This window comes from Micromonospora vulcania (assembly GCF_042658605.1).
Lineage (GTDB): Bacteria > Actinomycetota > Actinomycetes > Mycobacteriales > Micromonosporaceae > Micromonospora > Micromonospora vulcania.
On record NZ_JBHSQS010000006.1, the window covers coordinates 208,950 to 232,843 of the forward strand.

Annotated in this window: 14 protein-coding genes; 8 read left to right on the forward strand and 6 right to left on the reverse strand. The window is 70.0% G+C overall.

Annotated elements, in window-relative coordinates:
• Positions 1-16 precede the first annotated feature (16 nt).
• Complete coding sequence (locus ACFQGL_RS12165) at positions 17-1,021, forward strand: ADP-ribosylglycohydrolase family protein (RefSeq protein WP_377510099.1); 1,005 nt, start codon at positions 17-19, stop codon at positions 1,019-1,021.
• 102 nt (positions 1,022-1,123) lie between these two features.
• On the forward strand, positions 1,124-1,846 hold the full coding sequence (locus ACFQGL_RS12170; protein ID WP_377510102.1) for a VOC family protein: 723 nt from the start codon (positions 1,124-1,126) through the stop codon (positions 1,844-1,846).
• Between the two features lie 4 nt (positions 1,847-1,850).
• Here the strand turns inward: ACFQGL_RS12170 and ACFQGL_RS12175 are convergent, their stop codons facing one another.
• Complete coding sequence (locus ACFQGL_RS12175) at positions 1,851-2,618, reverse strand: DUF5984 family protein (protein ID WP_377510105.1); 768 nt, start codon at positions 2,616-2,618, stop codon at positions 1,851-1,853.
• 119 nt (positions 2,619-2,737) lie between these two features.
• Here ACFQGL_RS12175 and ACFQGL_RS12180 point away from each other — a divergent pair, with 119 nt between their 5' ends.
• Positions 2,738-3,193 (forward strand): GNAT family N-acetyltransferase, encoded by a 456-nt coding sequence (locus ACFQGL_RS12180; RefSeq protein ID WP_377510108.1) that lies wholly within the window; start codon positions 2,738-2,740, stop codon positions 3,191-3,193.
• Between the two features lie 118 nt (positions 3,194-3,311).
• Here the strand turns inward: ACFQGL_RS12180 and ACFQGL_RS12185 are convergent, their stop codons facing one another.
• Entirely contained in the window at positions 3,312-3,947 is a 636-nt protein-coding gene (locus ACFQGL_RS12185) for a hypothetical protein (protein WP_377510112.1), read from the reverse strand.
• A 777-nt stretch (positions 3,948-4,724) separates the two neighbouring features.
• Here ACFQGL_RS12185 and ACFQGL_RS12190 point away from each other — a divergent pair.
• The 3 genes from ACFQGL_RS12190 (at position 4,725) to ACFQGL_RS12200 (ending at position 10,289) form a co-directional block, all read left to right on the forward strand.
• Complete coding sequence (locus tag ACFQGL_RS12190; RefSeq protein WP_377510115.1) at positions 4,725-5,858, forward strand: DUF1996 domain-containing protein; 1,134 nt, start codon at positions 4,725-4,727, stop codon at positions 5,856-5,858.
• A 165-nt stretch (positions 5,859-6,023) separates the two neighbouring features.
• On the forward strand, positions 6,024-8,822 hold the full coding sequence (locus ACFQGL_RS12195; RefSeq protein ID WP_377510118.1) for an AfsR/SARP family transcriptional regulator: 2,799 nt from the start codon (positions 6,024-6,026) through the stop codon (positions 8,820-8,822).
• Between the two features lie 282 nt (positions 8,823-9,104).
• Positions 9,105-10,289, forward strand: a complete 1,185-nt coding sequence (locus ACFQGL_RS12200; protein ID WP_377510121.1) for a DUF418 domain-containing protein — start codon at positions 9,105-9,107, stop codon at positions 10,287-10,289.
• A 24-nt stretch (positions 10,290-10,313) separates the two neighbouring features.
• Here the strand turns inward: ACFQGL_RS12200 and ACFQGL_RS12205 are convergent, their stop codons facing one another.
• The 3 genes from ACFQGL_RS12205 to ACFQGL_RS12215 form a co-directional block, all read right to left on the reverse strand.
• Positions 10,314-11,255 (reverse strand): hypothetical protein, encoded by a 942-nt coding sequence (locus ACFQGL_RS12205; protein WP_377510124.1) that lies wholly within the window; start codon positions 11,253-11,255, stop codon positions 10,314-10,316.
• 103 nt (positions 11,256-11,358) lie between these two features.
• Positions 11,359-16,941, reverse strand: a complete 5,583-nt coding sequence (locus tag ACFQGL_RS12210) for a GH92 family glycosyl hydrolase (RefSeq protein WP_377510127.1) — start codon at positions 16,939-16,941, stop codon at positions 11,359-11,361.
• A 287-nt stretch (positions 16,942-17,228) separates the two neighbouring features.
• The gene (locus tag ACFQGL_RS12215; protein WP_377510130.1) at positions 17,229-17,900 is read right to left on the reverse strand and encodes a TetR/AcrR family transcriptional regulator; all 672 of its coding nucleotides are present in this window, start codon (positions 17,898-17,900) and stop codon (positions 17,229-17,231) included.
• An 86-nt stretch (positions 17,901-17,986) separates the two neighbouring features.
• Between ACFQGL_RS12215 and ACFQGL_RS12220 the strand changes: the two genes are divergently transcribed.
• Positions 17,987-18,916, forward strand: a complete 930-nt coding sequence (locus ACFQGL_RS12220; RefSeq protein ID WP_377510133.1) for a shikimate dehydrogenase — start codon at positions 17,987-17,989, stop codon at positions 18,914-18,916.
• Complete coding sequence (locus ACFQGL_RS12225) at positions 18,897-21,686, forward strand: TIM barrel protein (protein ID WP_377510136.1); 2,790 nt, start codon at positions 18,897-18,899, stop codon at positions 21,684-21,686. The genes ACFQGL_RS12220 and ACFQGL_RS12225 overlap by 20 nt, the downstream gene beginning before the upstream one ends.
• A gap of 65 nt (positions 21,687-21,751) precedes the next feature.
• Here the strand turns inward: ACFQGL_RS12225 and ACFQGL_RS12230 are convergent, their stop codons facing one another.
• A complete protein-coding gene (locus tag ACFQGL_RS12230; protein WP_377510139.1) occupies positions 21,752-23,893 on the reverse strand; it encodes an outer membrane protein assembly factor BamB family protein in 2,142 nt (713 codons plus the stop codon).
• Position 23,894 lies beyond the last annotated feature (1 nt).

Here is a 23,894-nt window from a genome sequence, read left to right on the forward strand (position 1 = left end):
CATCTGAGAGGAGACAGTGGTGTCGACCACGGCAGCGGGATGTCTGTTCGGGCTCGCGTACGGGGACGCTCTGGGAAAGCCGACCGAGTTCCTGACGGTCGCCGAGATCCGGGAGCGGTACGGCCCGGACGGTCCTCGCGAGCTGACCGGAGTCCCCGCTCTGGTCACCGACGACACCCAGATGACGCTGGCCGTGGGCCACGCGTTGCTCGGTGCCCGGGAGCCCTCCCCGGAGGTCGTGGAACCGTTGTTGCGGGCCCGGTTCCTGGAGTGGGCCGCGAGCCCGGACAACAACCGGGCTCCGGGCATGACATGCCTGCGGGCGTGCGGGGATCTCTCGCTCGGCGTGCCGTGGACGCAGGCAACGGTCGTCGGATCAAAGGGATGTGGCGCGAACATGCGCGTCGCACCCGTCGGGTTGGTGCCCGACTACGATCTCGACGTACTCGCCGGTGTCGCGCAACTCCAGGCGGCCATGACCCACGGGCACCCGACCGCGCTCGCGGCCTCGGAGCTGACCGCGTACGCCATCCGGATGTTGCGCGACGGCGCGGAGCTGGCGGCGCTGCCGGGCCTGCTGCGCGAGCGTTGTCGTGAGCAGCGTGCGGTCTATCGACCCGAGTGGCTGGACGTGCTCTGGCGACAGCCCGGCATCGCGACTCCGGCGGACTACATCGGTCGGGGCTGGGACGAGTGCCTGGCCGTGCTGGACCGGCTCGATCTGGCCCTGCGTACGACCGACGACGGCGGGGACGCCTGCCGGATCACCGGCGCCGGTTGGATCGCCGAGGAGGCACTGGCCACCGGGCTGTTCTGCGCCATCCGTCATGCCGACGATCCGGTGTCGGCCCTGGCGCGCGGGGCAGCCACGTCCGGGGACTCCGACTCCATCGCATGCTTGGCGGGCGCCTTCCTCGGCGCCTCGCTGGGCATGGCCGCGTGGCCGGCGCGCTGGCAGGGCCAGATCGAGTACGCCGACCAGCTCACCGCCATGGGCCAGGCCTGGGACCCGAGGTCGTGAATACTCGGGTGCGGCTGATGCGGCTCACCCCTAGGCTGCCGATCGTGGGCCGACCGGGCACCCTGTCGAGTGCGTCCGGTCTGGAGATCGGAGATGAGCAGGATGACGAGTCAACTGTTCGCGGTCAGCTTCGGTGCGGACCAGCCTCTTCGTCAGGCCCAGTTCTGGGCCGGCGTCCTGGGCCGGGAGTTGGTCGACGATCCGCACGACGGCGTCGCGCTCCTGCCCAGTGCCGACGGCGGGTTCCGTCTGCGCTTTCTTCCGACCCAGGAGCCGAAGGTCGGCCAGAACCGGCTGCACTTCGACCTGACCAGCGACTCCCTGCAGGAGCAGCAGCGGACGGTGGCCCGGGCCCTGGAGCTTGGCGGGCAGCACACCGACGTCGGGCAACTCCCGGAGGAGGAGCACGTGGTGCTCGCCGACCCCGAGGGCAACGAGTTCTGCGTGATCGAGCCGGGCAACAACTTCCTGGCCGGCTGCGGTTTCATCGGTGCGCTGTCCTGCGACGGCTCGCAGGCGGTCGGATACTTCTGGAGCGAGGCGCTGGGCTGGCCGCTGGTCTGGGATCAGGACGAGGAGACCGCGATCCAGTCACCGGACGGCGGCCCGAAGATCACCTGGGGTGGCCCACCGTACATGCCGAGAAAGGGCAGGGACCGCCTGCATCTCGACCTCATGCTGCCCGCGCAGGGTGATCTCGAAGCCGAAGTCGACCGTCTGCTGTCTCTCGGAGCGACTCGACTCGACACCAGCAGGGGCAAGGTTGGCGCGGTGGTCCTGGCCGACCCCGACGGCAACGAGTTCTGCCTGTTGACGCCCCGATAGCGGATCAGTGCCCGGCCTCCACCAGTGGCCAGGATGAGATCTCGGCGATGCCGGACCGCACCTTGTCCCAGTCGACCCGCCGGGGAATCGTCAGACGCTCCGCCAGCCAGCGGCTCCGGCTAACGTGCTCGGCGCGCAGCAGGCCAAGGTCGAGTTCCACCCCAGTTGGAGGGCCAACCCGTTCCAGTTCGGTGACACGCTCGTCCATCGCCGCGATGAGCCGACGGTCGAAGTCGTGTAGCGCGGCGAAGAACTCCGCCGTCGGCAGGGTGACCTCGACTATCTCCGGCCCGGCGAAGGTGTGCTGGTCGGTTGGCGGGATCCGCTGGCTGACAGTCACCAGGTCCCGTCCAGCGTCGGTGTGTCGCCAGCAGTTGATGACCGGCGGGTCGGTCAGGTATCCCAGATAGAGATGGTGGTCGCCCTGCAGGTCGAATGCCGCGTCCACGTCAGCGCTGATGTCGTCGTCCGGAAATTCCCGCCTCGGGAAGGTGCCGTCGACGAAACGAACGATGTCGGCGGGCACCGGCTCGGCCAACGCCCACCGTAGGACGAGCAGGTCCTCCCAGAGTCGGACCACGTAATAGTGCGGGTAGGGGCGGCTCAGGTCCCAGCGGCGTACCGCCTGTTCGCTGTATCGCAGCATCTGGTGACGGTCGGTTTCGATCCAGTACCAGCCGCTGGTCAGGCCGAACCAATGCAGATTTGGCTGGTCGCCACCCCAGGGTGACACGTCCGCGAGCGGGCGGAGCTCGAATTGAATACGCAGCACCCGGCCACCATCGGTGATCGGTGACGAGGTGGCAAGTCACCCCCGGCTCGCGCCAACGCCCGCCGTCCGGCCACACAATCCGGTCGCTGCCTCCCGCACTCGCCCGATATGGTCCGTCGATGCGGCTGGAGCGGGTCACACCCAGGAACTACGAGGCGGCGCTCGCGCTCTCCGTACGCCCGGATCAGAACGACCTGGTCGCGCCGGTGGTCAAGTCGCTCGCCGAGGCGTACGTCTTCCCGAACCACGCCTGGCCGCGGCTGATCTACGACGGCGATCGGCTGGTCGGCTTCCTGATGGCGTTCTTCGACCTGCCCTGGGATCCCGACCGCGATCCCGATGACCGTCGCTCCGGGCTCTGGCGGCTGAACATCGCGGCCGACGCCCAGGGAAACGGCTACGGTCGGTTCGCCGTCGAGGCCGTGTGCGCGGAGATCAGTGATCGTGGCGGCACCCGGGCGTACGTCACCTGGGAGCCCCGGGCCGGGGGACCCGAGAACTTCTATCTGAAGTTAGGCTTCCAGCCGACCGGCGAGCAGAGTGAGGGTGAGACCGTCGGCGTCCGGCACTGGTGATCCGGGCCAACCCCCCACGGTCGGATCAGGCAGGCTTGACCCCACGGACCACAGCGGAGCGCCCGCCCCGATACCGGGACGGGCGCCCTGCGGTGTACGCCGGTTGAGGCGTTACCGCTCAGGCCGTGATGGCCCGCTCGAGCAGGCTGCGATGACGGATCATCCACCCTGCCGCGCGGGCTCGCCAGGCCAGCGACCACAGCGGTGACGGGTCAGTCGAGTCCGGCGTGATACCGGCCGCGATCGCCTCGGCGGAACAATCACGGATCGCGAACTCGATCATCCGACTGACCAGCCCGCGCCGATCAGCTCGCGGCAGCTCGTAGCCGTCCAGAAACAGCCGCAACTGCCGTGCTCGGACAGCGGCGTCGGGCAGACCCTGACGCTCGGCGACGTCGTCGTCGTGCAGCTGCGCGTTCCACCATGCGGTGGCGACGACCTCGTCGAGACGATCGACGGGCCCCGCCAGCGTCCAGTCGATGAACGCAACCGGCACACCCTCCCGGGCCACGGTGTGCCATGGCCCGGCGTCGCAGTGACCGATCACCGAATCTGGCCCCCAGTGGTGCATCCACCAGGGCTGCCACGTCGCATCCGGCGGGGGCCGAAAGCTTGCCGTGGCGGTGTGCAGGTCGCGGAGCAAGGTGCCGACCTGCCCGATGCCGTCGTCGGACCAGATCCGTTGGTGCACGATCTCGCCGTCGACATAGGTCAACACCTCGTTACCGTCGGCGTCGAACCCGTCGCCGACCACCTGCGGGGCGCCGGCGAATCCGACCTCCGCAAGGTGGCGTAGTAGGGCATGGATGGTGCTGCTCCAGGGTTGGGCGGGACGCCTGATCGTCTCGCCGGAACGGGTGACCTGACTAGGTCCGCCTTCGGCCGCCGTCAGCGGCTCGAAGGACGATGCGGAAACCACGATTTCTCCTCGTGTCAGCGTGGTAAGCGGTGAGTCAGCGCCGAAGGACGGCGCACAGAGCTGGCGGGGTGAAGACGACCGCGGCCAGCTGGACCGCTACGAGGCGAGGAGTTCGCCGGCATCGCACCGGCGGTGTGCCGCCACCGAGGACGGCAGCCGTTCAAATCGCGGCGAACTCCGAGGTCGTAGCAGTGATAGCCACCTCGCTGGGGACCATGCACATCATCGAGACCTCCTTGCCGAGCCGGACTTGTGAACCTACCGAGCCCCGTACCGCGCCGCCACCGAGTTCCGTCGCCACCGCAGCGCATGCTGGACACCGCCCCAGGGTGGTGCCTCTGCTGACCGGACACCGTGCGACGTCGTTGGCATCTACGCTCTGGGGCGGCACCTGCAGCGGATCCCGCAGGAAATGGCGACCCTACTGTGGAGGCGCACATTACGGTTTCTGGAAAAGAATCACGGAATTGAGATCGACTAGACGGGTCAGCTGCTCCACAAAGCCGATTCGGCAATCGCCGAGCGAGATTTAAGCCAGAGATAATCCTGCTGGCTCGAAAAAGCAGGGGTGCACTCGTAGTCTCCTTTCTCGGAAGAAAGGTGTGCCCCCACATGAATCTGCGATCCACCCCCAGACAACGTCGATCCGTCGCCGCCGTGCTGCTGCTGAGCGTGGCGCTCGCCGGCGGTTGCAAGGAGGCTCCGGGCACCCCTGGCGCGTCCGGTCCGTCCGGCGGCACCGACCCGGGCACGACCAGCCCGGCGGCGTCGACGCCGGCCGACCCGGCCGGCCCGTCGGCCACCCCGAGCGCGCCGGGCACCTCGGCCACTCCGTCCGCACCCGGTACGTCGGCCACCCCGTCGACCAGCACGGGGCGGCCCACGCCGGCCGGCGCCTGGGTCACCGTCGATCTGGCCGCGCAGGCCGCCGCGACCAAGGCGTTCTTCGCCCGCAAGCCCAAGCCGGTGACCGGCAACCCGGTCAAGGTGCCCGAGTTCAACGTCGGCTGCACGACCAGCCATCACAACAACGACGACCCGATCGTGCTGCCCAAGCTGCCCGGCGCATCGCACAACCACACGTTCTGGGGCAACAAGTCGACCAACTCGAACTCGACCGCGGAGTCGCTGCGCGCGTCGAAGGCCACCACCTGCAACTCGCCCCAGGACCAGTCCGCCTACTGGGTGCCGACGATGATTCAGAACGGCAAGCGTGTTGACCCCGACGAGGTGACCGTCTACTACGGATCCCGGCTCAAGGACCCGAGCAAGACCCAGCCGTTCCCGTTCGGCCTGCGAATGATCACGGGTAACGCGAAGAACCAGGTCGACACCCCGGACAAGCAGGGCAACCACTTCTGGTGCGCCGGTATCGGTGGGGAGATCGGCCGGAGCGCCGACAAGACGTTCCCGGTCTGCGCCAAGACCGCGCACATCGTCCGGCAGATCACCTTCCCGGACTGCTGGGACGGCAAGCACCTGGACAGCCCGGACCACAAGGCCCACATGGCGAACGGTGACCACACCGGGGCCTGCCCGAAGAGCCACCCGGTACCGGTCCCCTCGGTGTCGTTCGTGATCTCGTACCCGCTGAGCGCGAACACCGACGGCATCAGCCTGGCGTCCGGCACCTCGTTCTCGATGCACGCGGACTTCTTCAACGCGTGGCAGGACGAGGCGCTCGCCGCGCGGGTGCGCAACTGCCTCGACCAGGGCGTGAAGTGCAACTCGGCCGGTAACTTCTAGTTATCGCGGCACCACGCCCGCAGACGGCGGCGGTACGGTTCTCCCCGATCCGGGGCTGACCGTCCGCCGCCGTCGGCGTTCAGCCGGGCCGACCGGAACGACCCGACCAGTACGCGGACGGGCACAATCGATGAGGCGGATCGATCCTCGGATACGCTGCGGCCCGTGGAGTTCCAGGTGCTCGGAAACGTCGCGGCCAGCCACCGGGGCAGCCCGGTCGAGCTGGGCCGACGACAGGAGCGCTGCCTGCTGGGGTTGCTGCTGCTGGAGCCCGGCCGGGTGGTGCTCACCGAGCGCCTGATCGAGTTGCTGTGGAGGGACGCCGACGCGACGGAGCGTCGCGCGACACTGCACACCTACGTGGCCCGGCTGCGGCGACGGCTCGCACCGTACGGGGTCCGCATCATCACCCGCAGTGCCGGCTATCTGCTCGATGTGGACCCGGCGACGGTCGATCTGCACCGGTTCACGGCCGAGGTGGAACGGACGAGCACGATTGTCGACCCGGCCGCCCGTGCGCAGGCCCTCGCCGCTGCCCTGGAGCTGTGGCGCGGTCCACTGCTGGCCGGCGTCGCCGACGAGGAGCTGCGCCAGCGGCTGGGGAGCGGCCTTGAGGAGAGACGGCTCGCCGCGTTCGAACGCCGCGTCGAGGCCGAACTCGCCGCGGGTGAGCACCTCCGGGTGGTGGGGCTGTTGGCCGAACTGGTGCGGGAGTTCCCGACCAGGGAGCACGGGATCGAGCTTTTCATGCTGGCGCTGACCCGGGCGGGCCGGCGTACCGAGGCGTTGGAGGTCTACCGCAGCGCACGGCGGGTGCTGGTCGAGGAGTTCGGCGTCGAGCCCGGTCAGGACCTGCAGCGCCTACACCGGCGGATCCTCGCCGATGACCCGACTCTGACGCTGCCCGCGCCTGCCGGTGCGGCCACCACCTCCGACGCGCCGAGGCACCTTCCGCGCGACGTTCCGGGCTTCATCGGCCGGGACGCCGATCTCGCGGCCCTGGACGCCCTGGTGGATGCCGTCGCCACGTCGTCCCCAGTGGCGGCGGTCTGCACGATCGGCGGGATCGGCGGGATCGGCAAGACGGCGCTGGCCGTGCACTGGGCGCACCGGGCCGCCGCGCGCTATCCCGGTGGGCAGGTGTTCGTGAACCTGCGCGGTTACGGGCCGGACGCGCCGACCCGTCCGATCGACGCGCTGGGTCAGTTGCTGCGATCGCTGAACGTTCCCTCCGAGCGCATCCCTCTCGACGTCGACGAGGCCTCGGCCCTGTACCGGTCGACGCTCGCCGACAGGAGAGTGCTGGTCCTGCTGGACAACGCCGCCACCTCCGATCAGGTGCGACCGCTCCTTCCGGCCTCGGCGCACTGTCTGACGGTCATCACCAGCCGCAACCGCCTCGACGGGCTGGTGGCACACGAGGGCGCGCAGAGCCTACGGCTGGGCCTGCTGTCCGACGACGAGGCGCACCACCTGGTGGCGTCGATGATCGGCGCGGACCGTGCGGCGACGGCGGGCCGGGAGCAGATCCTTCGGCTGGCGGCACTGTGCGGAAATCTGCCGCTGGCCCTGCGGATCGCCGCCGCACGGGTCGTGGTGGACGAACGTCTGACCGTCGGGAACCTGCTGCTGGAACTCGCGGACGCCAGGGAGCGGCTGTCCGGGCTCGCCGTCGAGGGCGACACCGCCGTACGCGGTGCCTTTGCCGTGTCGTACCGGGCGCTGCCGGCCGCCTCGGCGCGCGTGTTCCGACTGTTGGGTCTCGTACCGAACACCGCTCTGCCGTTGGCGGCGGTGGCGGCCCTCGCGGGCCAGCCCGAGACCCACATCGAGCCGGCCATCGAGGATCTGGTGGACCGGCACCTCCTCGACGACGGCGGCACGGGCCGCTACCAGATGCACGATCTGCTCCGGCTCTACGGCGCGGAGCGGGCCGAGCTGGAAGACTCCGAGCAGGAGCGCCGCACGGCCGTGAGTCGCCTCGCCGACGCGTACGTCCAGCACGGTGTGGCCGCCCAGGCGGCGTTCCACCGTGTCCGCGCGTCGGTGCCCATGCGGATCGAGCATCCCCTCGCGCAGGAGCCGAGGTACGACTCGCTGGACGCCGCCAGCGTGTGGTTCCAGGTGGAGGCCGGCAATCTGGTGGCGCTGGTCCGGATCAGCGATGGCCTCGGGTTGGCGCGGGAGACCTGGCAGCTCGCCGACAGCCAGTACAGCTTCCTCCTGCGGACGCACGCGCTGACCACGCTGCGCGAGACCCACGAGTTGGGCGTGGTCGCGGCCCGGCTGGACGGTCGACCCGACGGTGAGCGACTGATGGCCAACGGGCTCGGTGTGGCCTACGCGTTGACGCGGGACTTCGACGAGGCGATCCGATGGATGGAACGCGCCGCGCAGATCAACGTGGCGCACAGTTCCCCACGGGACGAGGTCGTCAGCCACCTGAACTTCGGCAACGCGTACGGTCAGAAGGGCGACCGGGACGAGTCCGAGAAGCACATGCGGCTGGCGACGGCCGGCGCCCGACAGTTGGACGACCCGTTCCTCCTCTGCGTCTGCCTGAGCAATCTCGGGTGGCTCTACACCGAGCAGGGCAGGGCGCAGGAGGCGCTCACCCACCTTGAGGAGGCGCTGGGGATCGCCGTCGACCAGGACATCCGGCAACAGATTCCCCCGCTTCAGGTCCATCTCGCCCACCAGAACGCCAACCTCGGGCGTTACGAGGCCACGGTCGAACACGCTCGGGCGGCGGTGGCGCTGCGGCACCTCGGTGATCATCTCAGCACCGCTCGGGGGCTCTACTGGTTGGGCGTCGGGCTCGACGGCCTCGGCGCCACCGACGAGGCGGTCGGTTGCTGGCAGGAGTCCCACCGATTGATGGCCGACATCGGCACCCGCGACATCGAGTTTCCCGCCGCCGCGCTCGCGCGGTCCGGCCACCAGCCACAGATCGACCCGGACTGATCGCCGGGCGTGGTAAGGGTTTGGTCAGGTCCCTCTGTCAGCCTCGTAGGCGGGCTCCGGCACGTAAGCGACCCCTGGGCGCGCGGTGGGGGTGGGGGGGCCGTTTCTGGCCCCCCACCGCGTGGACACCGACCGCCAGCCCGGCGTCAGTGATCACGGATTGGCGTCCGCAGGGCCAGCACGGGGGTGGCCCTGCGGGAGCCGCGAGTAGGGATGGCCCTACTCCCCCTTGTCGGGACCACGGGATGTCGACGCATCTGCGGGGACGAATAGCGTCGGAGAATGCAGTCGTCAACGGAGGGACGGCAGGTCGTCAGCCGTCCGCAGGCAACGTCCGACGCCCGGATCAGCGACATCGACGCACTACGAGGGGCTGCCCTGCTCCTCATTCTGCTGGTGAACATCGCGTTCTTCGCCAGCGGGTACCCGTTCCATCTGGTCCACGATCCCGCCATCAGTGGATCCGACCGGCTGGCGGCCACAATGGTCGAACTGCTGTTCGCGATGAAGGCCTATCTGCTGTTCTCATTCCTGTTCGGCTACAGCTTCACGTTGCAGCTCGAATCGGCCGCCCGGCGCGGTGTCGCGTTCAAGCCCCGCTTCCTGCGTCGGCTGTCCGGGCTGTTCCTGATCGGGGCACTGCACGCGGTCCTGCTCTTTCACGGCGACATCCTCACCACGTACGCGCTGCTCGGGCTCGCCCTGCTCGCCGTACGGCGGATCACCCCTCGTACCGCCCTGATCGCGGCGGCGTGCATCGTGGGCGTCATCGCGTTCCTCAGCGGGGTGGCCGCGGTGCTCGGCGGCACACTCGTACCGGACACCGCCGCGGCCGTCGAGGCCGGCGCGGCCTCCACGGCGGCGTTGCAGGGCGGTCTGGGTGACGTCATCGTGGAGCACCTGCGGTCTCTTCCGGCCATGTTCGGCGGGCTCGCCGTTCAGGGGCCGCTCGCCTTCTCGGCGTTCCTGGTCGGGCTCGCGGCCGGAAAGCAGCGATTGCTGGCCGACGTGCCCGCTCACGCGGCACTGCTGCGCAGGATCCAGGTCGTCGGCTACCCGATCGGCCTGGCCGGCGCGACGATCTTCGCCGTCGGCGGCGGCACCCGCAACCTGACCGGCCTGATGGTCAGCGTCAGCACCGCGCCGTTCCTCGCCGCTGCCTACGCCGCGACCCTGCTGCACCTCTTTCAGCACCGACGCCGTATCGCCGACGCGCTGGCACCGATGGGACGGATGGCACTGTCCAACTATCTCGGCCAGTCCCTGGCCTGTGTCGCCATCTTCACCGGCGTCGGGTTCGGCCTCGCCGGGCGCACCTCGCCCCCGCAGGTCATCCTCGTCGCGCTGGCGATCTTCGCCGTGCAGCTCGCTGCCAGCGCGTGGTGGATGCACCGGTTCCGCTACGGGCCCGTCGAGTGGGTCCTGCGGGCCTGGACCAACCGGGAACGACCCCCGATGGTCCGTTGACGGCCGTGTGGTGTGGCAGCCCGATCAGAACCAGCGCGTCTTGCGCATCGCCCGCGCGCGGTGCTCCCGATAGACCGTGACCGGGTCGCCGAAGTAGTTCCAGGGGTCCTCGCTGAGCAGGTTCCCGGTGGCTTCGTAGAGCGGCCGGGCCGTCTTGCGGTCACCGATCAGGCCGAACAACAGGGCGAAGATGTGGTGGGCGTACACCCAGCCGACGGTGCGCTGGAAGGACGGGTGCAGGATCGAGCGCCGCATCGCCTCGCGGAGCTCGTCGACCACCGCACGGCTGCTGAGGTAGTCCTGCCTGCCGCCGGAGAGCGACAGTGCGTGTTCGAGGTGGGCGTCCGCGATCAGGGTCGGCTGTTGCGTGCCCTCGGGGGCCGACCAGGCGCACTGCCGGGCGAATTCGTGCATCGCCTCCACTGATCCGCCCCACTTCGGGCACAACTGCTGCAGCAACTGGACCTGTGCCGGCAGGTGGTGCGGGTCCCGGGCCGCCACCTGGTCGTACCGCCGCTGGGCTTCGGCCTGCCCCATTTCCAGGCCACGGGCGATCGTGAGCCGTTGCGTCCAGACGGCCGGGTCGCTGTCGTCGTGCGCCACCGAGTCCGCGGTCACCCGCTCGGCCCCGGCAAGCATCTCGTGGAACCGGTCGAACTGCTCGCGACTGACATCCCGCGCCTTCTGCCCGGTGCGCACCGCCCACGCCTCGTCGGTGAGCCGGACGGCGAGCATCGCCGCTGCGGAGGTGTCCGCCGGGTCGGCCTCCAGGACGGACTCCAGGAGCCCTTGCGGGGCGTACGGCGACAGGATGCCGATCGCGCGGGTCCGGCTGTCGCCGAGGTGGCCGGCGAGCTGGTCGCGGAAGGCGACCCAGTCACCCGCGCGCAGCGTGTCCCGCAGCGGCACCAGCTCGGGGGAAGCAACCATCGGATCCGTCGTGAGGTCGTCGGGGGCGGCGATCATGACGGCATCCTACGAGATCAACTCGCCGGCCGTGGTACCCGTTCGAACGGCTGTGGGCGGGCCGTGATCACGGCCCGCCCACAGCGGTTACAGCACTTTCGGATCAGTTCACGGTGAAGGGCAGGACGACCCGCGTCCCCGAACTGGCACCCGTCAGCGTGACGCTGGTCGAGCCCGCCCGCGCCGTACCGGGAACGCTGACCGTCGGGCCGGAGACGACGCCGTCACCATTGGCGCGCACGGTGCTGACCGTGAGGCCGTCACCAAAGGTGATCGTGATCGCCTCGTTCGGCGCGAAGCCGGACCCGTCGACCGTGATCGGCGTACTGCGCGAACCCGAGGTGGCCGACAGCGCCACCCGCGGGTGGTACGTCGACCCTGCCGGCTTCCCGGTCACCTGGACGGTGGCCGTCACCGGGGTCCGCGAGGACGCGCCGGTGGCGGTCACGGCGTACCGGCCCGGCCGCACGGCACCGGACGTCGGAACCGAGGCCCGTACGGCTCCCGCCGAGGAGGCCGCGACCGTGACGGTACGCGCCGGGGTGCTGCCGAGAACCACGGTCACCTGCTCGCCGGCGGCGAACCCGCTGCCGGTGACGGTGATCGCGTCCCCGGCGGCGACGGTGTCGGACGCGGCGATCGACGGCTGGAGGCCGCCACGCGCCACGGTCACCGTGAAGGTCTCGGTGCTGCTGGACAGCCTGTCCCATGCGGTGACGTGCACCGTGTAGGTGCCCTCGCGGGCGTACGTGTGCTGCCCGGTCATCGCACCCGCCGAGTCGATGGTGACATCGCCCGGAACCGTGCCGTCACCCCACTGGACGCGGGCGCGGTAACCCGTCGCCTCGGGAACGCCGCCGGTGACCGAGCCGAGGTTCGCCGCGAGGACCTGGCCGGCGTTCGCCGTCTGGTCGGCCGGTGCGACGGTCCGCAGTGCGGGGTTCGGCGTGCCGTCATCGGCGATGGCGAACACGTGGATCCGGCCGTCCGAGCCGGGGTCACCGGTCTGGGTCGGCAGGGTCACCGAGACGAGCGTCCTGCCCGCCGGAATCTGGTACGGCGCGGTGGCGAACAGGAACGGCTGGGCGCCGTCCCGGCTCGTGCCGAGCAGCCGGTACGCGGCCTTGGCAACGACGACGTTGCCGTAGGACGGAGTGCCGTTGGCGTTGCCGCCCAGCGTCCAGTCACTCATCTGGATCGGGATGCTGGCGGTGCTGCCGTCGCTGAAGTTCGCCGTACCGGTGGTGTTCTGGTTGCCCTGCGTACCGGCCCCGATGAACGAGACGCTCGTGGCGTCGGTCGGCAGGTTCAGCACGACGGTCGAACCGTTGCCGCTCGCGTTGTCCGGTTGCCCGGCCGGGATCGTCGGCAGGGTGAAGTGCAGCGCAGTGCCGGGGACCTGGTGCTGCTGGCCCTGCGTCACACCGGCCGCCGTCAGGGCGGCCCGCGAGTACGCCCACGACTTGGCGTCGCAGTTCGCCGCGACTGCGCCCTCGTCGCCGACGCAGACGGTGTCGAAGGCCGCGGTGAGCCCGGACGCCGGCGCGTAGGCCACGTCGACGCCGACCGTCACCGAACTCTGGCTGGTGCCATCGGTCACCGTGACGCTCGCCTGGTGGTAGCCCGGCGTGGCGTAGGTGTGCGTCCCGCCCACGTTGTAGACGGCCCGCGAACTCAACGTCAGGGTGCCCTCGGTGACCGGCGAACCGTCACCCCAGTCGATCGTGGCGCGGTAACCGCTGGCGGTGCCACCGGTGACCGAGGCCAACGGCGCGGCCACGGGTACGCCGGACGTCGCGTGCACGCTACCCGCGGCGGTCACCGCGATGTCGCCGCCACCGAGGTCGAGGTCGCCGCCGGCGAGCAGCTCGATCTCGGCGAGGTTCGGTTGCGCGGCGCCGACCGTCCTGGTCACGGCGAGCCGGAACTGCGCGAACCGCCCCGGCTTGTCGATGGTGAACGGACGGGTCTGGTTGCGCCACCGGAACACCTCGCCCTTACGGGAGTCGACGGTGGTCCAGGTGATGCCGTCGTTGGAGCCCTGCAGCCGCCAGTCCGCCGGGTCGCCCACGGCCGCACCGGAGGTGAGGGTGTAGTAGCTCGGCTTCTGCTTGCCACCACGGAAGGCCCAGTTGACCTGCGGCGTCGCGGACGTGAAGGCAACCTGCGTGGTCGACGTGTCGTCGAACAGCTTCGACGCGTCCTGCCCGCCGCTCACGGTCGCGGTGCCCAGGCCGGGACCGGTGGTGTCCTGCAGCGGCTTGGGTGCCTCGTCACCCCGGGTCAGCGACGGCGGGGCGTCGTCCTTGCCGGTGCCCCAGGTCGACGGGTGCGAGCCCATCTGGAAGTCGATCGTGCCGCCCTTGGCGAGTACCCGCGAGTCGATGGACACCCCGCGCTGCGACTTCCCGTTGACCTTCACGCCCTGCACGTAGATGTTCGCCGTGCTGTTGTTCGGCGCGTTGACGACGATGTCGCCGCTCTTGCGGTGCACGGTCATCCGGGTGAACTGCGGCGAGCCGATGGCCCAGTTCGACGAGCCGGCCTGCAGCGGGTAGAGGCCCAGCGAGCTGAGGATGTACCAGGACGACATCTCGCCGTTGTCCTCGTCACCCAGGTAGCCCTGGCCGATCTCGCTGCCGACGTAGAGACGCTGCAGGATCTCACGCACGATCGCCTGCGTCTTGGCCGGCGCACCGACGTGGTCGTACATGTAGGGGATGTGGTGCGACGGCTGGTTGCTCATGCCGAGCTGACCCATCCGCACGGCACGCGCCTCGAGCATCTCGTGGATCGTGTTGCCGTACCCGCCGGGACGGTCGGCGTTCTCCGGGGTGGCGAAGAACTGGTCCAGCTTGTCCCGCAGGGCCCGCTGCCCGCCGTACAGGTTGGCCAGACCGCGGCCGTCCTGCTGCGCGGTGAACGCGAAGTTCCAGCCGTTGGTCTCGGTGTAGACGCCACCCCAGTCCAGCGGGTCACCGGCGAGGAAGGTGCCGGCGGCGTCGCGGCCCTGGAAGAGCTTCGTCTTCTGATCGAACAGGTTGACGTAGTTGCGGGCACGCTCCAGGAAGTACCGCGACTCCTCCTTGAGCCGTTCGCGCTCGGACTTCGGGGTGGCCGGGTCCTTGGCCAGGGCCGCACCCATGTTGCCGATGCCGTAGTCGTTGATGAAGCCTTCCAGCGCCCAGGAGACCGACTCGCCGGTGGAGGTCGGCGTGTAGCCGAGGAACAGGGAGGTCTCGATGCCCTTGCGGCCGACCTCGCCGCGACCGGACGCGACCGTCGCGTCCTTCACCGCGGCGTCGTACGCGGCGAGCGGGTCGGGCAGCTTCACGCCGCTGAGGTACGCGCCGGCCAGCGCCACGTTCGAGCTGGTGCCGGTCATCAGGTCGGCGTAGCCGGGCGAGGACCAGCGGGCGATCCAACCGCCGTCGCGGTACTGCTGGACGAACCCGTCGGCGATCCGGGCGGCGACGTCCGGGTAGAGCAGCGAGTACGCGGGCCACACGGTGCGGTACGTGTCCCAGAAACCGTTGTTGACGTAGATCTGCCCGTCGACGATCTTCGCACCGGTGTGCGTGGCGGTCGACGCGCCGGTCGGCTCGGACACCGGGCTCGCGTACTGCCAGCGTGGCGCGGTGGCGGTGCCGGTGTTCTCGGACTGCGAGTTCGGGTACAGGTTCAGCCGGTACAGGTTCGAGTAGAGCGTCACGAGCTGCGTCTCGTTCGCGCCCCGTACCTCGACCCGCCCGAGCCGGTCCTTCCACGCCGCGGTGGCGGCGGCCCGGATCTGGTCGAAGCTCTTCCCGGTGGCCTCCAGGTCGAGATTTGTGCGCGCCTGGTCGACGGAGAGGAACGACGTCGCGAGTCGCAGCGTCACCTGCTGGTCAGCGGAGGTGTCGAAGGTCGCGGACGTGGCGGTGGAGGCGGTCGGCGCCCGGTCGAAGGTGCCGGACACGAACATCCGGCTACGACCGGCGGACAGGCCGCTGCCGTTGTCGACCCAGCCGGTGAACGTGCCGTCCGTACCGATGGTGAAGGTGCCGTTGGAGAAGACCAGGCTTCCGGTCGCCGGCCCGGACGGGAAGGTGAACCGCATGATCCCGGCGTGGTCGGTCGGCGCCATCTCGGCCGTCATGCCGTTCTGCAGCTTGACCCGGTAGAAGTCCGGCCGTGCGACCTCGTCGTCGTGGCTGAAGGCGAGGGCCCGGCCGCTCGGTGCTCCGGTGAGCGGCCCACCGGCCGGCACCGGCATGACCGACATCTGGTTGCGGTCACCCATCCACGGGCTGGGCTCGTGCGAGATGGCGAGCCCTTCCAGCCGGGTCAGGTTGGCCGCGTCGTTGTTGCGCTGGTAGTCGTACTCCCAGGAGTTCGAGGTCGCATTGGTGACCGGCGTGAAGAAGTTGAAGCCGTTGGGCACCGCGGAGATCGGCAGGTTGTTGCCGCGCGAGAAGCCGCCCGACGAGTTGGTCCCGCGCCGGGTGTCGACGTAGTTGGTCAGGCTCGACCCGTCGATCGGGGTGGGAGCTCCGGTCACCGTGATGTCGTCGACCCAGCCCTGGAAGTGGGTCGCGGCGGTCGCCCGGGGGTTGTCGTAGGCGAGCAGGATGCGGTCGATCGTCCGGCCGTTCGCCACGGCACCGATCTCCGACTGCACCGCGTTCCACTCGTCGGCGAAGAGCACCTTCGAGGTGCCCTGCCCGGCGGCGGTCAGCAGGTTTCCGTGCTGGTCCTTCGGCGACAGCAGGCTGAGGTAACGGCCGTCGGTGAAGTGCAGGTCGACGGCTGCGAAGGTGGACGGGTACTGGGCGTCCTGGCCGGTGAACTCGGGGAAGATCTTGTAGGACAACCGGGTCTTCGGCCCGACCGGGATGTTGACGTCGAACAACCGGTTGGTCGCGTACGAGCGGCCGTCGACCTCGGCGCCACCGGAGTAGCGCAGCGCGGCGAGCCCGGTGAAACCGGCCCGGGGCTTCATGTTGCGGCCACTGGACGGTCCGGCACCGACGACACCGCCCATCGGGGTGGCCGGCGGCCGGACGTCCGAGCCGTCACTGATGTCCCAGTCGGCGAGCTGGATGAGGGGGTCACCGGAGTTCGCGGTGACACTCAGGCGGTACCAACCGTAGGCGGTCGTGTTGGTGAGGCTGTAGGCCTTCGTGGCGAACCGGCCGGGGAAGCTCTGCCCGGTCTGCCGGTTCAGGTCGGTCCACGTGCTGCCGTCGGTGGAGCCCTGAAGCGTGAAGTCCTTGGGGTCGCGGCCCGGCGCGTCGTCGGCCGAGGTCAGTGCGTAGCGCACCACGACCGCCGGCTTGTCCAGCTGGTAGGTGACCCAGCCGGTGGGGTGGAACGCCAGCCACTTGCTCGCCGAGTTGCCGTCGGTGAGGTTCGCGGCGGTCTCACCCGGCGCGTTCTCGTCGCTCGCGGTCGCCGCGGTCACGTGACCGAGCAGGCTTCCGGGCAGGCCCGTGCGGACCGTGCCGGTCAGGTTCGCCTGGACCGGCTTGCCGCTCGCGTCGACCTCGACGGTGCTCGCGGCGGGTTGCGGGTCGGCCGACTCGAACGAGGAGCTGAAGTTGCCGGGTGGCGCCGTGGCGGGCGCGGCACTGGCCAGGGGCGCGGCGACGAGCAGTCCCACCGGCAGCAGGGCCGCGACTGTCGCGGCGAGCAGTCGGGGGGACACGGGTCGCGCAGGAGGGGGGTACGACATGGGGGCGGGCCTTTCGACTCGATTCGGGTCGAGTACGTCGGTCGTCTGGGCAGCGTGGATGGTGGTCACTGCGGTCGACTGCGGTCTGACATCGTTGTCATTGGACTGGCGACAAACAAGGGCAGACGCAGTGGACTGTCGCTGATAGTTCCGGGCGGATGACGGCCGTGTCAATGGGGTCATCGGGGCGTAACACCTCGTCGCTGAGGGTGACCGAGCACCCCCGGACCGCGCCGCGGCCCGCCGCCGCCCCGCGGGATCTAGCGTGCGGCCAGGTATTCCAGGACGACATCGCCGAGCATCGTCCGGTAGTGCTCACGGCGTGCCGGGTCGAGCATGTCCCGCTTGAAGATCGCGTTGAAGGTGTGCCGGTTGGCGGTCCGGAAGACGCAGAATCCGCTGATCAGGATGTGGACGTCGATCGGATCGACGTCGGCCCGGAACCGGCCCTCGGCGCGGCCACGTTCGAGGATGCGGGTCAGGACGTCCAGTGCCGGATTGGCCAGGCCCGCCAGGACGTCCGAGCGGGCGAGGTGCTCGGCACGGTGGATGTTCTCGATGCTCACCAACCGAATAAAGTCGGGATGCGCCTCGTGGTGGTCGAACGTCACCGCGGCCAGCCGCCGGATGGCCTGGGCGGGGTCAAGGTGCTCGACGTCGAGCTGCTGCTCCAACGCGCGGATGCCGGTGTAGGCGTGCTCCAGGACCGCGATGTAGAGCTGCTCCTTGCCGCCGAAGTAGTAGTAGATCATCCGTTTGGTCGTACGGGTCTTGGCCGCGATCTCGTCGACCCGGGCACCCGCGTACCCCTTGTCGGCGAACTCGTGGCTCGCGACCGCGAGGATCTCAGATCTGGTGCGCTCGGCATTTCGACCAGTCGGGGTAGCGACGGCCGCACCGGAGGCGTGTGCGCCCAATGCCCCTCCCTCCATCGATGGCCACTGTAGCGAGGTCGTGGATTCGGCCCTTCCCACCGGACCCCCGCGTCGCGTATAAGTAACTATCTAGTACGTCCATGATGGCCGTCGAGAGGGGCACCGTGACCCCACGCAACGATTCCGGCCCCTTCCTCGTCGGCCTGATCGGCTCGGGAATTCGGACCTCCCTGAGCCCGTCCCTGCACGAGCGCGAGGCGGACGAGCTCGGGCTGCGATGTCAGTACCGCCTGCTCGACCTCGCCGAACTCGACCGCCCGCCGGGCGCGGTCGGCGAGATCCTCGCCGCGACCCGGCTGGCCGGGTTCGACGGCGTCAACATCACCCACCCGGTCAAACAGCTCGTGCTGGAACACCTCGACGCGGTCACGCCGGACGCGGCCGCACTCGGCGCGGTCAACACGGTCGTGTTCAGCGACGGCAGAGCCGTCGGGCACAACACCGACATGCCCGGCTTCGCGCGCAGTTTCCGTACCGGCCTCGCGGACGTGGCCCTGGACCGGGTGGTGCTGCTCGGTGCCGGCGGCGCCGGGGCGGCGGTCGCGCACGCGCTCCTCACCCTGGGCGCGGGCTCGGTGCACATCCTCGACACCGACGTCGGACGCAGCGGCGCGCTGGCCCGTTCGGTGACCGACCGGTTCGGCACCGGCAGGGCCGTCGTCGTACCCCTGACAGCCCTGGCCGACGAGCTGCGCGAGGCCGACGGGCTCGCCCACGCCACCCCGACCGGCATGGAGGGCCACCCCGGGATACCGGTGCCGCCGGCGCTGCTGCGCCCCGACCTGTGGGTGGCCGACGTGGTGTACCGACCGCTGGCGACGCAACTGGTGACCGCCGCGCGGGCTCGGGGGTGCCGGGTGCTCGACGGCGGAGGAATGGCGGTCTTCCAGGCCGCGTACGCGTTCGAGCTGTTCACCGGAGTGGCGCCGGACACAGGACGGATGCTGCGTCACTTCGACGCACTCGTTGATCGACAGGGGAGGCGGGATTCCGATGCTCATCGCGCACACTGACCGTCCGCATGAGCAGGCCGAGGAATCGCCCGCGGCCCCCCACGCGGCGATCGCGACGGGTTGCCTCTCCGGGACGCTCGAGGACAAGTTGGCTGCCGCCGCCGCGGCACGCTTCCAGGGAATCGAGATCTTCGAGAGCGATCTCGTCGCCTCGCCCTGGTCGCCCCGCCGGGTCCGGCAGGAGTGCGTACGGCGAGGTCTGTCCATCGATCTCTACCAGCCGTTCCGTGACTTCGAGGCGGTCCCGCCCGAGGTGTTCGCGGCCAACCTGCGACGCGCCGAGCGGACCTTCGACGTGATCGAACAACTCGGTGCCACGACGATGCTGGTCTGCTCGTCGACGTCGACGGACGCGGTCGACGACGACGACCTCGCCGCCGAGCAGCTCCACCTGCTGGCTGACCGGGCCGAGCGACGGGGCCTGCGGATCGCGTACGAGGCTCCGGCGTGGGGCCGGTTCGTGAACACCTACGCGCACAGTTGGCGCATCGTCCGGCGGGCCGGCCACCCCGCTCTCGGCCTGTGCCTCGACAGCTTCCACGTCCTGTCCCGGGGCGACGACCCCGCCGGGATCAGGGTCATACCGGGCTCGAAGGTGTTCCACGTGCAGTTGGCCGACGCCCCTCGGCTCACCGGCGACGTGGTCGAGTGGAGCTGGCACCACCGGCTGTTTCCCGGGCTCGGCTCGTTCGACCTGGCCGAGTTCGTCGGCCACGTTCTGACCACCGGCTACGACGGTCCGCTGTCACTCGAGGTGTTCAACGACGTCTACCGGCAGGCCGATCCCCGGCACGCCGCCATCGACGGCATGCGCGCGCTCGTCGCCCTGCGGGAGGCGGTCAGCACGTCCGGCCCGCCGGCCGCCCGTGAACGCCTACGGATGACCGGCCTGCCCCCGGCCCCGCCACTCGGTGGGCACGTGTTCACCGAACTCGCCGTCGACGACCTCTCCGGTCCGGTCGTGGCGCGCACGCTGACCGCGCTCGGCTTCGCGCACACCGGCCAACACCGCTCGAAGCCGGTGCAGCTGTGGGAGCAGGGCACGGCGCGGATCCTGTTGAACTTCGCGGCGCACCGGACGGTCCCACCGGTTACGGCGGCGGTCTGCGCCCTGGGTCTGGAGAGCGCCGACCCGGCCGGGTCCGCGCAGCGGGCGGAACGGCTGCTCGCCCCGGTGCTTCCGCGCCTGCGCAGCCCGGAGGAAGCGGACCTCACCTCGGTGGCGGCGCCGGACGGCACCGCCGTCTTCCTCGTTCGCAGCGCCGCCAGCGGCGGCTGGCTCGACGACTTCTCCCCCACCGGCACACCGCCCCGGGCCGACGGCCTCCTGACCGGAATCGATCACGTCTCGCTCACCGAGTCGGTCGACGACTTCGACGAGTCGGCACTCTTCTACCGAACGGTGCTGGGTCTGCATGCCGGCGAGGCCACCGAGATCGCCGCACCGTTCGGGCTGATCCGGAGCCGGGCGGCCACCGACCTGCGGCACCGGGTCCGCATCACGCTCAACACGGCGCCCCTGCGTCGGGGTGACTGGGCGCCGGCGGTGCCGAGCCCGCAGCACGTCGCGTTCAGTTCCGACGACGTGCTCGCCAGCGCTCGGGCGATGCGCGCGTTGGGCGCTCCGATACTGCGGATCCCCGACAACTACTACGTCGACCTCGACGCCCGGCTCGACCCGCCGCCGGAACTCCTCGCCGCCATGCGCGACCACTCGATCCTCTACGACCGCGACGAGCATGGCGAATACCTGCACTTCTACACCGAGATACTCGGATCACGCGTCTTCTTCGAGGTGGTGCAGCGCGTCGAGGGTTATCTCGGGTACGGCGCACCGGCCAGCGTCCCGGTCCGCATGGCCGCCCACCGGGAGCGCCGACTGATCACCCTGCGGGACGCGCCCACGCGCCGGACCGACGAACGCCACGACTATTCGCTGGCCCACCTCACCGCGCTGAGCCTGTCCCCACCCGAGCTGGTCGACGCCGCGGCGGACGCCGGATACCGGTACGTGGGCCTGCGGATGACCCGGGTCACCCCGCAGGAGCCGCACTATCCGCTCGCCACCGACCCGGCCCTCATGCGAACCACCAAGGTCCACCTCGCCGCCACCGGCGTCGAGGTCCTCGACATCGAACTGGCCCGGATCAGCCCCGACGACGACCCACGGGGGTTCCTACGATTCCTGGAGGCCGGCGCCGAGCTCGGCGCACGGCACGTGATCGCGCAGCTTCCCGACCCCGACCGGGCACGCAAGATCGACCGGTACGCCCAGCTGTGTGAGCTGGCCCGTCCCCTCGGCCTGACGGTGGACCTGGAGTTTCCCTCCTGGACCGAGACCCCGGACCTCCGCGAGGCGGTTCGCGTCCTGCGCGCCGCCGACCAGCCGAACGCCGGCATGTTGATCGACCTGCTGCACTTCGCACGCTCCGGGTCGAGCGTGGCCGACCTGCGCGAACTCCCCGTCGAGTGGTTCCACTTCGTGCACGTGTGCGATGCGCCGCCGGGGGTGCCCGCGACCAACGAGGGGCTCATCCACACCGCGCGATTCGAGCGGCTCTTTCCGGGCGAGGGCGGCATCGACGTGCACGGCATTCTCGACGCCCTACCGCCCGGGCTCCCGTACGCGCTGGAGATCCCCCGCGCGACGCTGGTGGCGCAGGTGGGGGCGAAGGAGCACGCCCGTCTGGCGATCACGGCCGCCCGCGATCACCTCGACCGCCCGACGGCACACCGCGCTCGCTCCGCAAGATCACTTGGTCCCGAGTAGTCGCAGAAGCTCCCGCGCACCTACTCAGGACCAAGTGATCAACGTCGTCGTACGCCGGAGACGGTCTAGTACACCTCGATCTTCCCGGTGGAGCGGGGGCTCCCCGGGTCGTTGTAGAAGTACTCGCCCACTCGGCGGAACGTGTGTTGGAACGACTCACCGGGCGCGAGCCGCACGTTGAAGAGCCCTTCGAAGAACTGCGTCACGCCCCGTACGCCAGCGTTGCCCGGGTGGTTGGTGAACGTCACGGTCGCGCCGACCGGGACCCGCAGATGGGTGGGTGCCATGCCGGCGACCGCGAACGACTCGGTGGCGCCGATCTCACCCGTGGAGGCGTTGTACGTACGCCCGATGACGACGGTGTTCGCCACCGCCGCGCCCTCGACCGGGCCACCGGAGACCGGCCGGCGGATCACCGGGGGCGGCGGTGTCGGCGCGGGCCCGAGGCTCCCGCCGATCTCGAACGCCCAGAGGAAGTCACCGCGCGGGGCCGAATTCCCGTACGGGATGCTGGTCCCGCCGGCGTAGACCGCCAGGTATTCCTTACTGCCGACCCGGTACATGATCGGGCTGGAACTGATCGCGGCGCCGGTCTGGAACCGCCACAGCTCGCGGCCGTCGCGCGCGTCGATCGCCAGCAGGTTGCCGTCGGGCTGGCCGATGAACAGCAGATCGCTGGCGGTGGTGAGAATGCCGTTGCCGTGTGCCAGCGAGTACGGCATCCGCCGCTTCCACTCCACCCGGTTGGTACGGACGTCGACGGCGACGATGCCGCCGGTCTGGTACTCGCCGGGCGGCCGGAGGCCGTTGCTGCTCTCGGTCAGCGAGTGCGCGGCGGCGACGTACCCGAAGCCGTTGTAGACCAGGCTGGTGCGGTGGCTGAACGACAGGTGCGACCAGTCTCCGCCGCCCCCGTGGCCCGGGATGGTGAGGATGGGCGTCTCCCAGTGCGGGTCGTACAGTGCCCCCTGCACGTAGTTGGGCACCGCGCGGTTGGGGTCGCCGGGGACGGCGGTGCCCAGCGGCTGGTCGACGACGCGCTGCTCGGTCCACCCACCCTGCACCGGGAACGGCTGGGTCGGCCAGGTCTTCTGGCGCGGCTCCTGTGGCACCGGCCGCTCCACGATGCCCAGCGGCGCCGTGCCGTCGCGGCGGTCGAGGATGAAGAACATGCCGGACTTGCTGCCGTAGATGACCACCTTGCGGGAGCGTCCCCGAATCCGGACGTCTGCGAGAACCGGCGACATCACGTTGTCCATGTCCCAGATGTCGTGGTGGATCGACTGGAAGTGCCATCGATAGGCGCCGGTACGTAGGTCCAGCGCGACCAGCGAATTGGCGAACAGGTTCTGCCCACCGCGCGCCGAGCCGTCCTGGGACGAGTTGTTGCCGCGCGCGTTGCCGAACGTCCAGTAGGTCAGGCCGAGCTCGGGGTCGACGGCCGGGTGGATCCACGGTGTGGCGCCACCCTCCATCCAGGAGTCGCCCTCCCAGGTGTCGTTGCCGAACTCGCCGGGGCCGGGGGTGCCCCAGAAGTGCCACCGCACGTCGCCGGTGGAGGCGTCGAGGGCGAGGGCTGCGCCCCGGGGCCCGTCGTTCGTACCGCAGAACAGCAGGCCGTCGTGGTAGACGACGGCGACCTTCTCGATGTTGCCGAAGCCGTTGACCTGGCGCTCCCAGACGACCTGGCCGGTCTGCTGGTCGAGCGCGATGACGTAGTTCTCGTTCGACTTGGTGAAGACGTGGCCCCCACCGACCGCCACGCCCCGCCGCGTCAGAGCTCCGCGGGTCTGGTCGTACCGCCATCTGGTCTGCCCCGTGACGCCGTCGACCGCGATGACGTTGCCGAGCGCGGACTCGAGGTAGAGCACGCCGTCGACCGCGACGGCCGTGCTCTGGCTGTTGCCCGTGGTGAGACCGCCCTCGATCCGGTTGACCCAGGCTCCGCGCAGACGGCGGACGTTCCCGTGGTCGATGCGGCGCAGCGCGGTGTAGTTCTGATTGCCCAGGTTGCCGCCGACCTTCGGGAAGTCCTGGTCGCCGGGTGTGTCGAAACGGGCGAGGTCGGCAGCGGTAGGCGGGTGGTGGCCACCGCCGTGCCTCCCACCGGCCGCTGCGGGAGCGGCGGAGACGGCGGGCCCGACCGTGGCCGCGACCGCCGTCGCCGCCGCGCCCTTGAGTAGGTTCCTTCGATCGATCTGTGCCATC

Coding starts and splice junctions, on each gene's coding strand:
- ACFQGL_RS12225 (WP_377510136.1), top strand. CDS start 18,897: ATGCTCATCGCGCACACTGACCGTCCGCATGAGCAGGCCGAGGAATCG.
- ACFQGL_RS12230 (WP_377510139.1), bottom strand. CDS start 23,893: ATGGCACAGATCGATCGAAGGAACCTACTCAAGGGCGCGGCGGCGACG.
- ACFQGL_RS12215 (WP_377510130.1), bottom strand. CDS start 17,900: ATGGAGGGAGGGGCATTGGGCGCACACGCCTCCGGTGCGGCCGTCGCT.
- ACFQGL_RS12200 (WP_377510121.1), top strand. CDS start 9,105: ATGCAGTCGTCAACGGAGGGACGGCAGGTCGTCAGCCGTCCGCAGGCA.
- ACFQGL_RS12220 (WP_377510133.1), top strand. CDS start 17,987: ATGGCCGTCGAGAGGGGCACCGTGACCCCACGCAACGATTCCGGCCCC.
- ACFQGL_RS12170 (WP_377510102.1), top strand. CDS start 1,124: ATGACGAGTCAACTGTTCGCGGTCAGCTTCGGTGCGGACCAGCCTCTT.
- ACFQGL_RS12190 (WP_377510115.1), top strand. CDS start 4,725: ATGAATCTGCGATCCACCCCCAGACAACGTCGATCCGTCGCCGCCGTG.
- ACFQGL_RS12180 (WP_377510108.1), top strand. CDS start 2,738: ATGCGGCTGGAGCGGGTCACACCCAGGAACTACGAGGCGGCGCTCGCG.
- ACFQGL_RS12205 (WP_377510124.1), bottom strand. CDS start 11,255: ATGATCGCCGCCCCCGACGACCTCACGACGGATCCGATGGTTGCTTCC.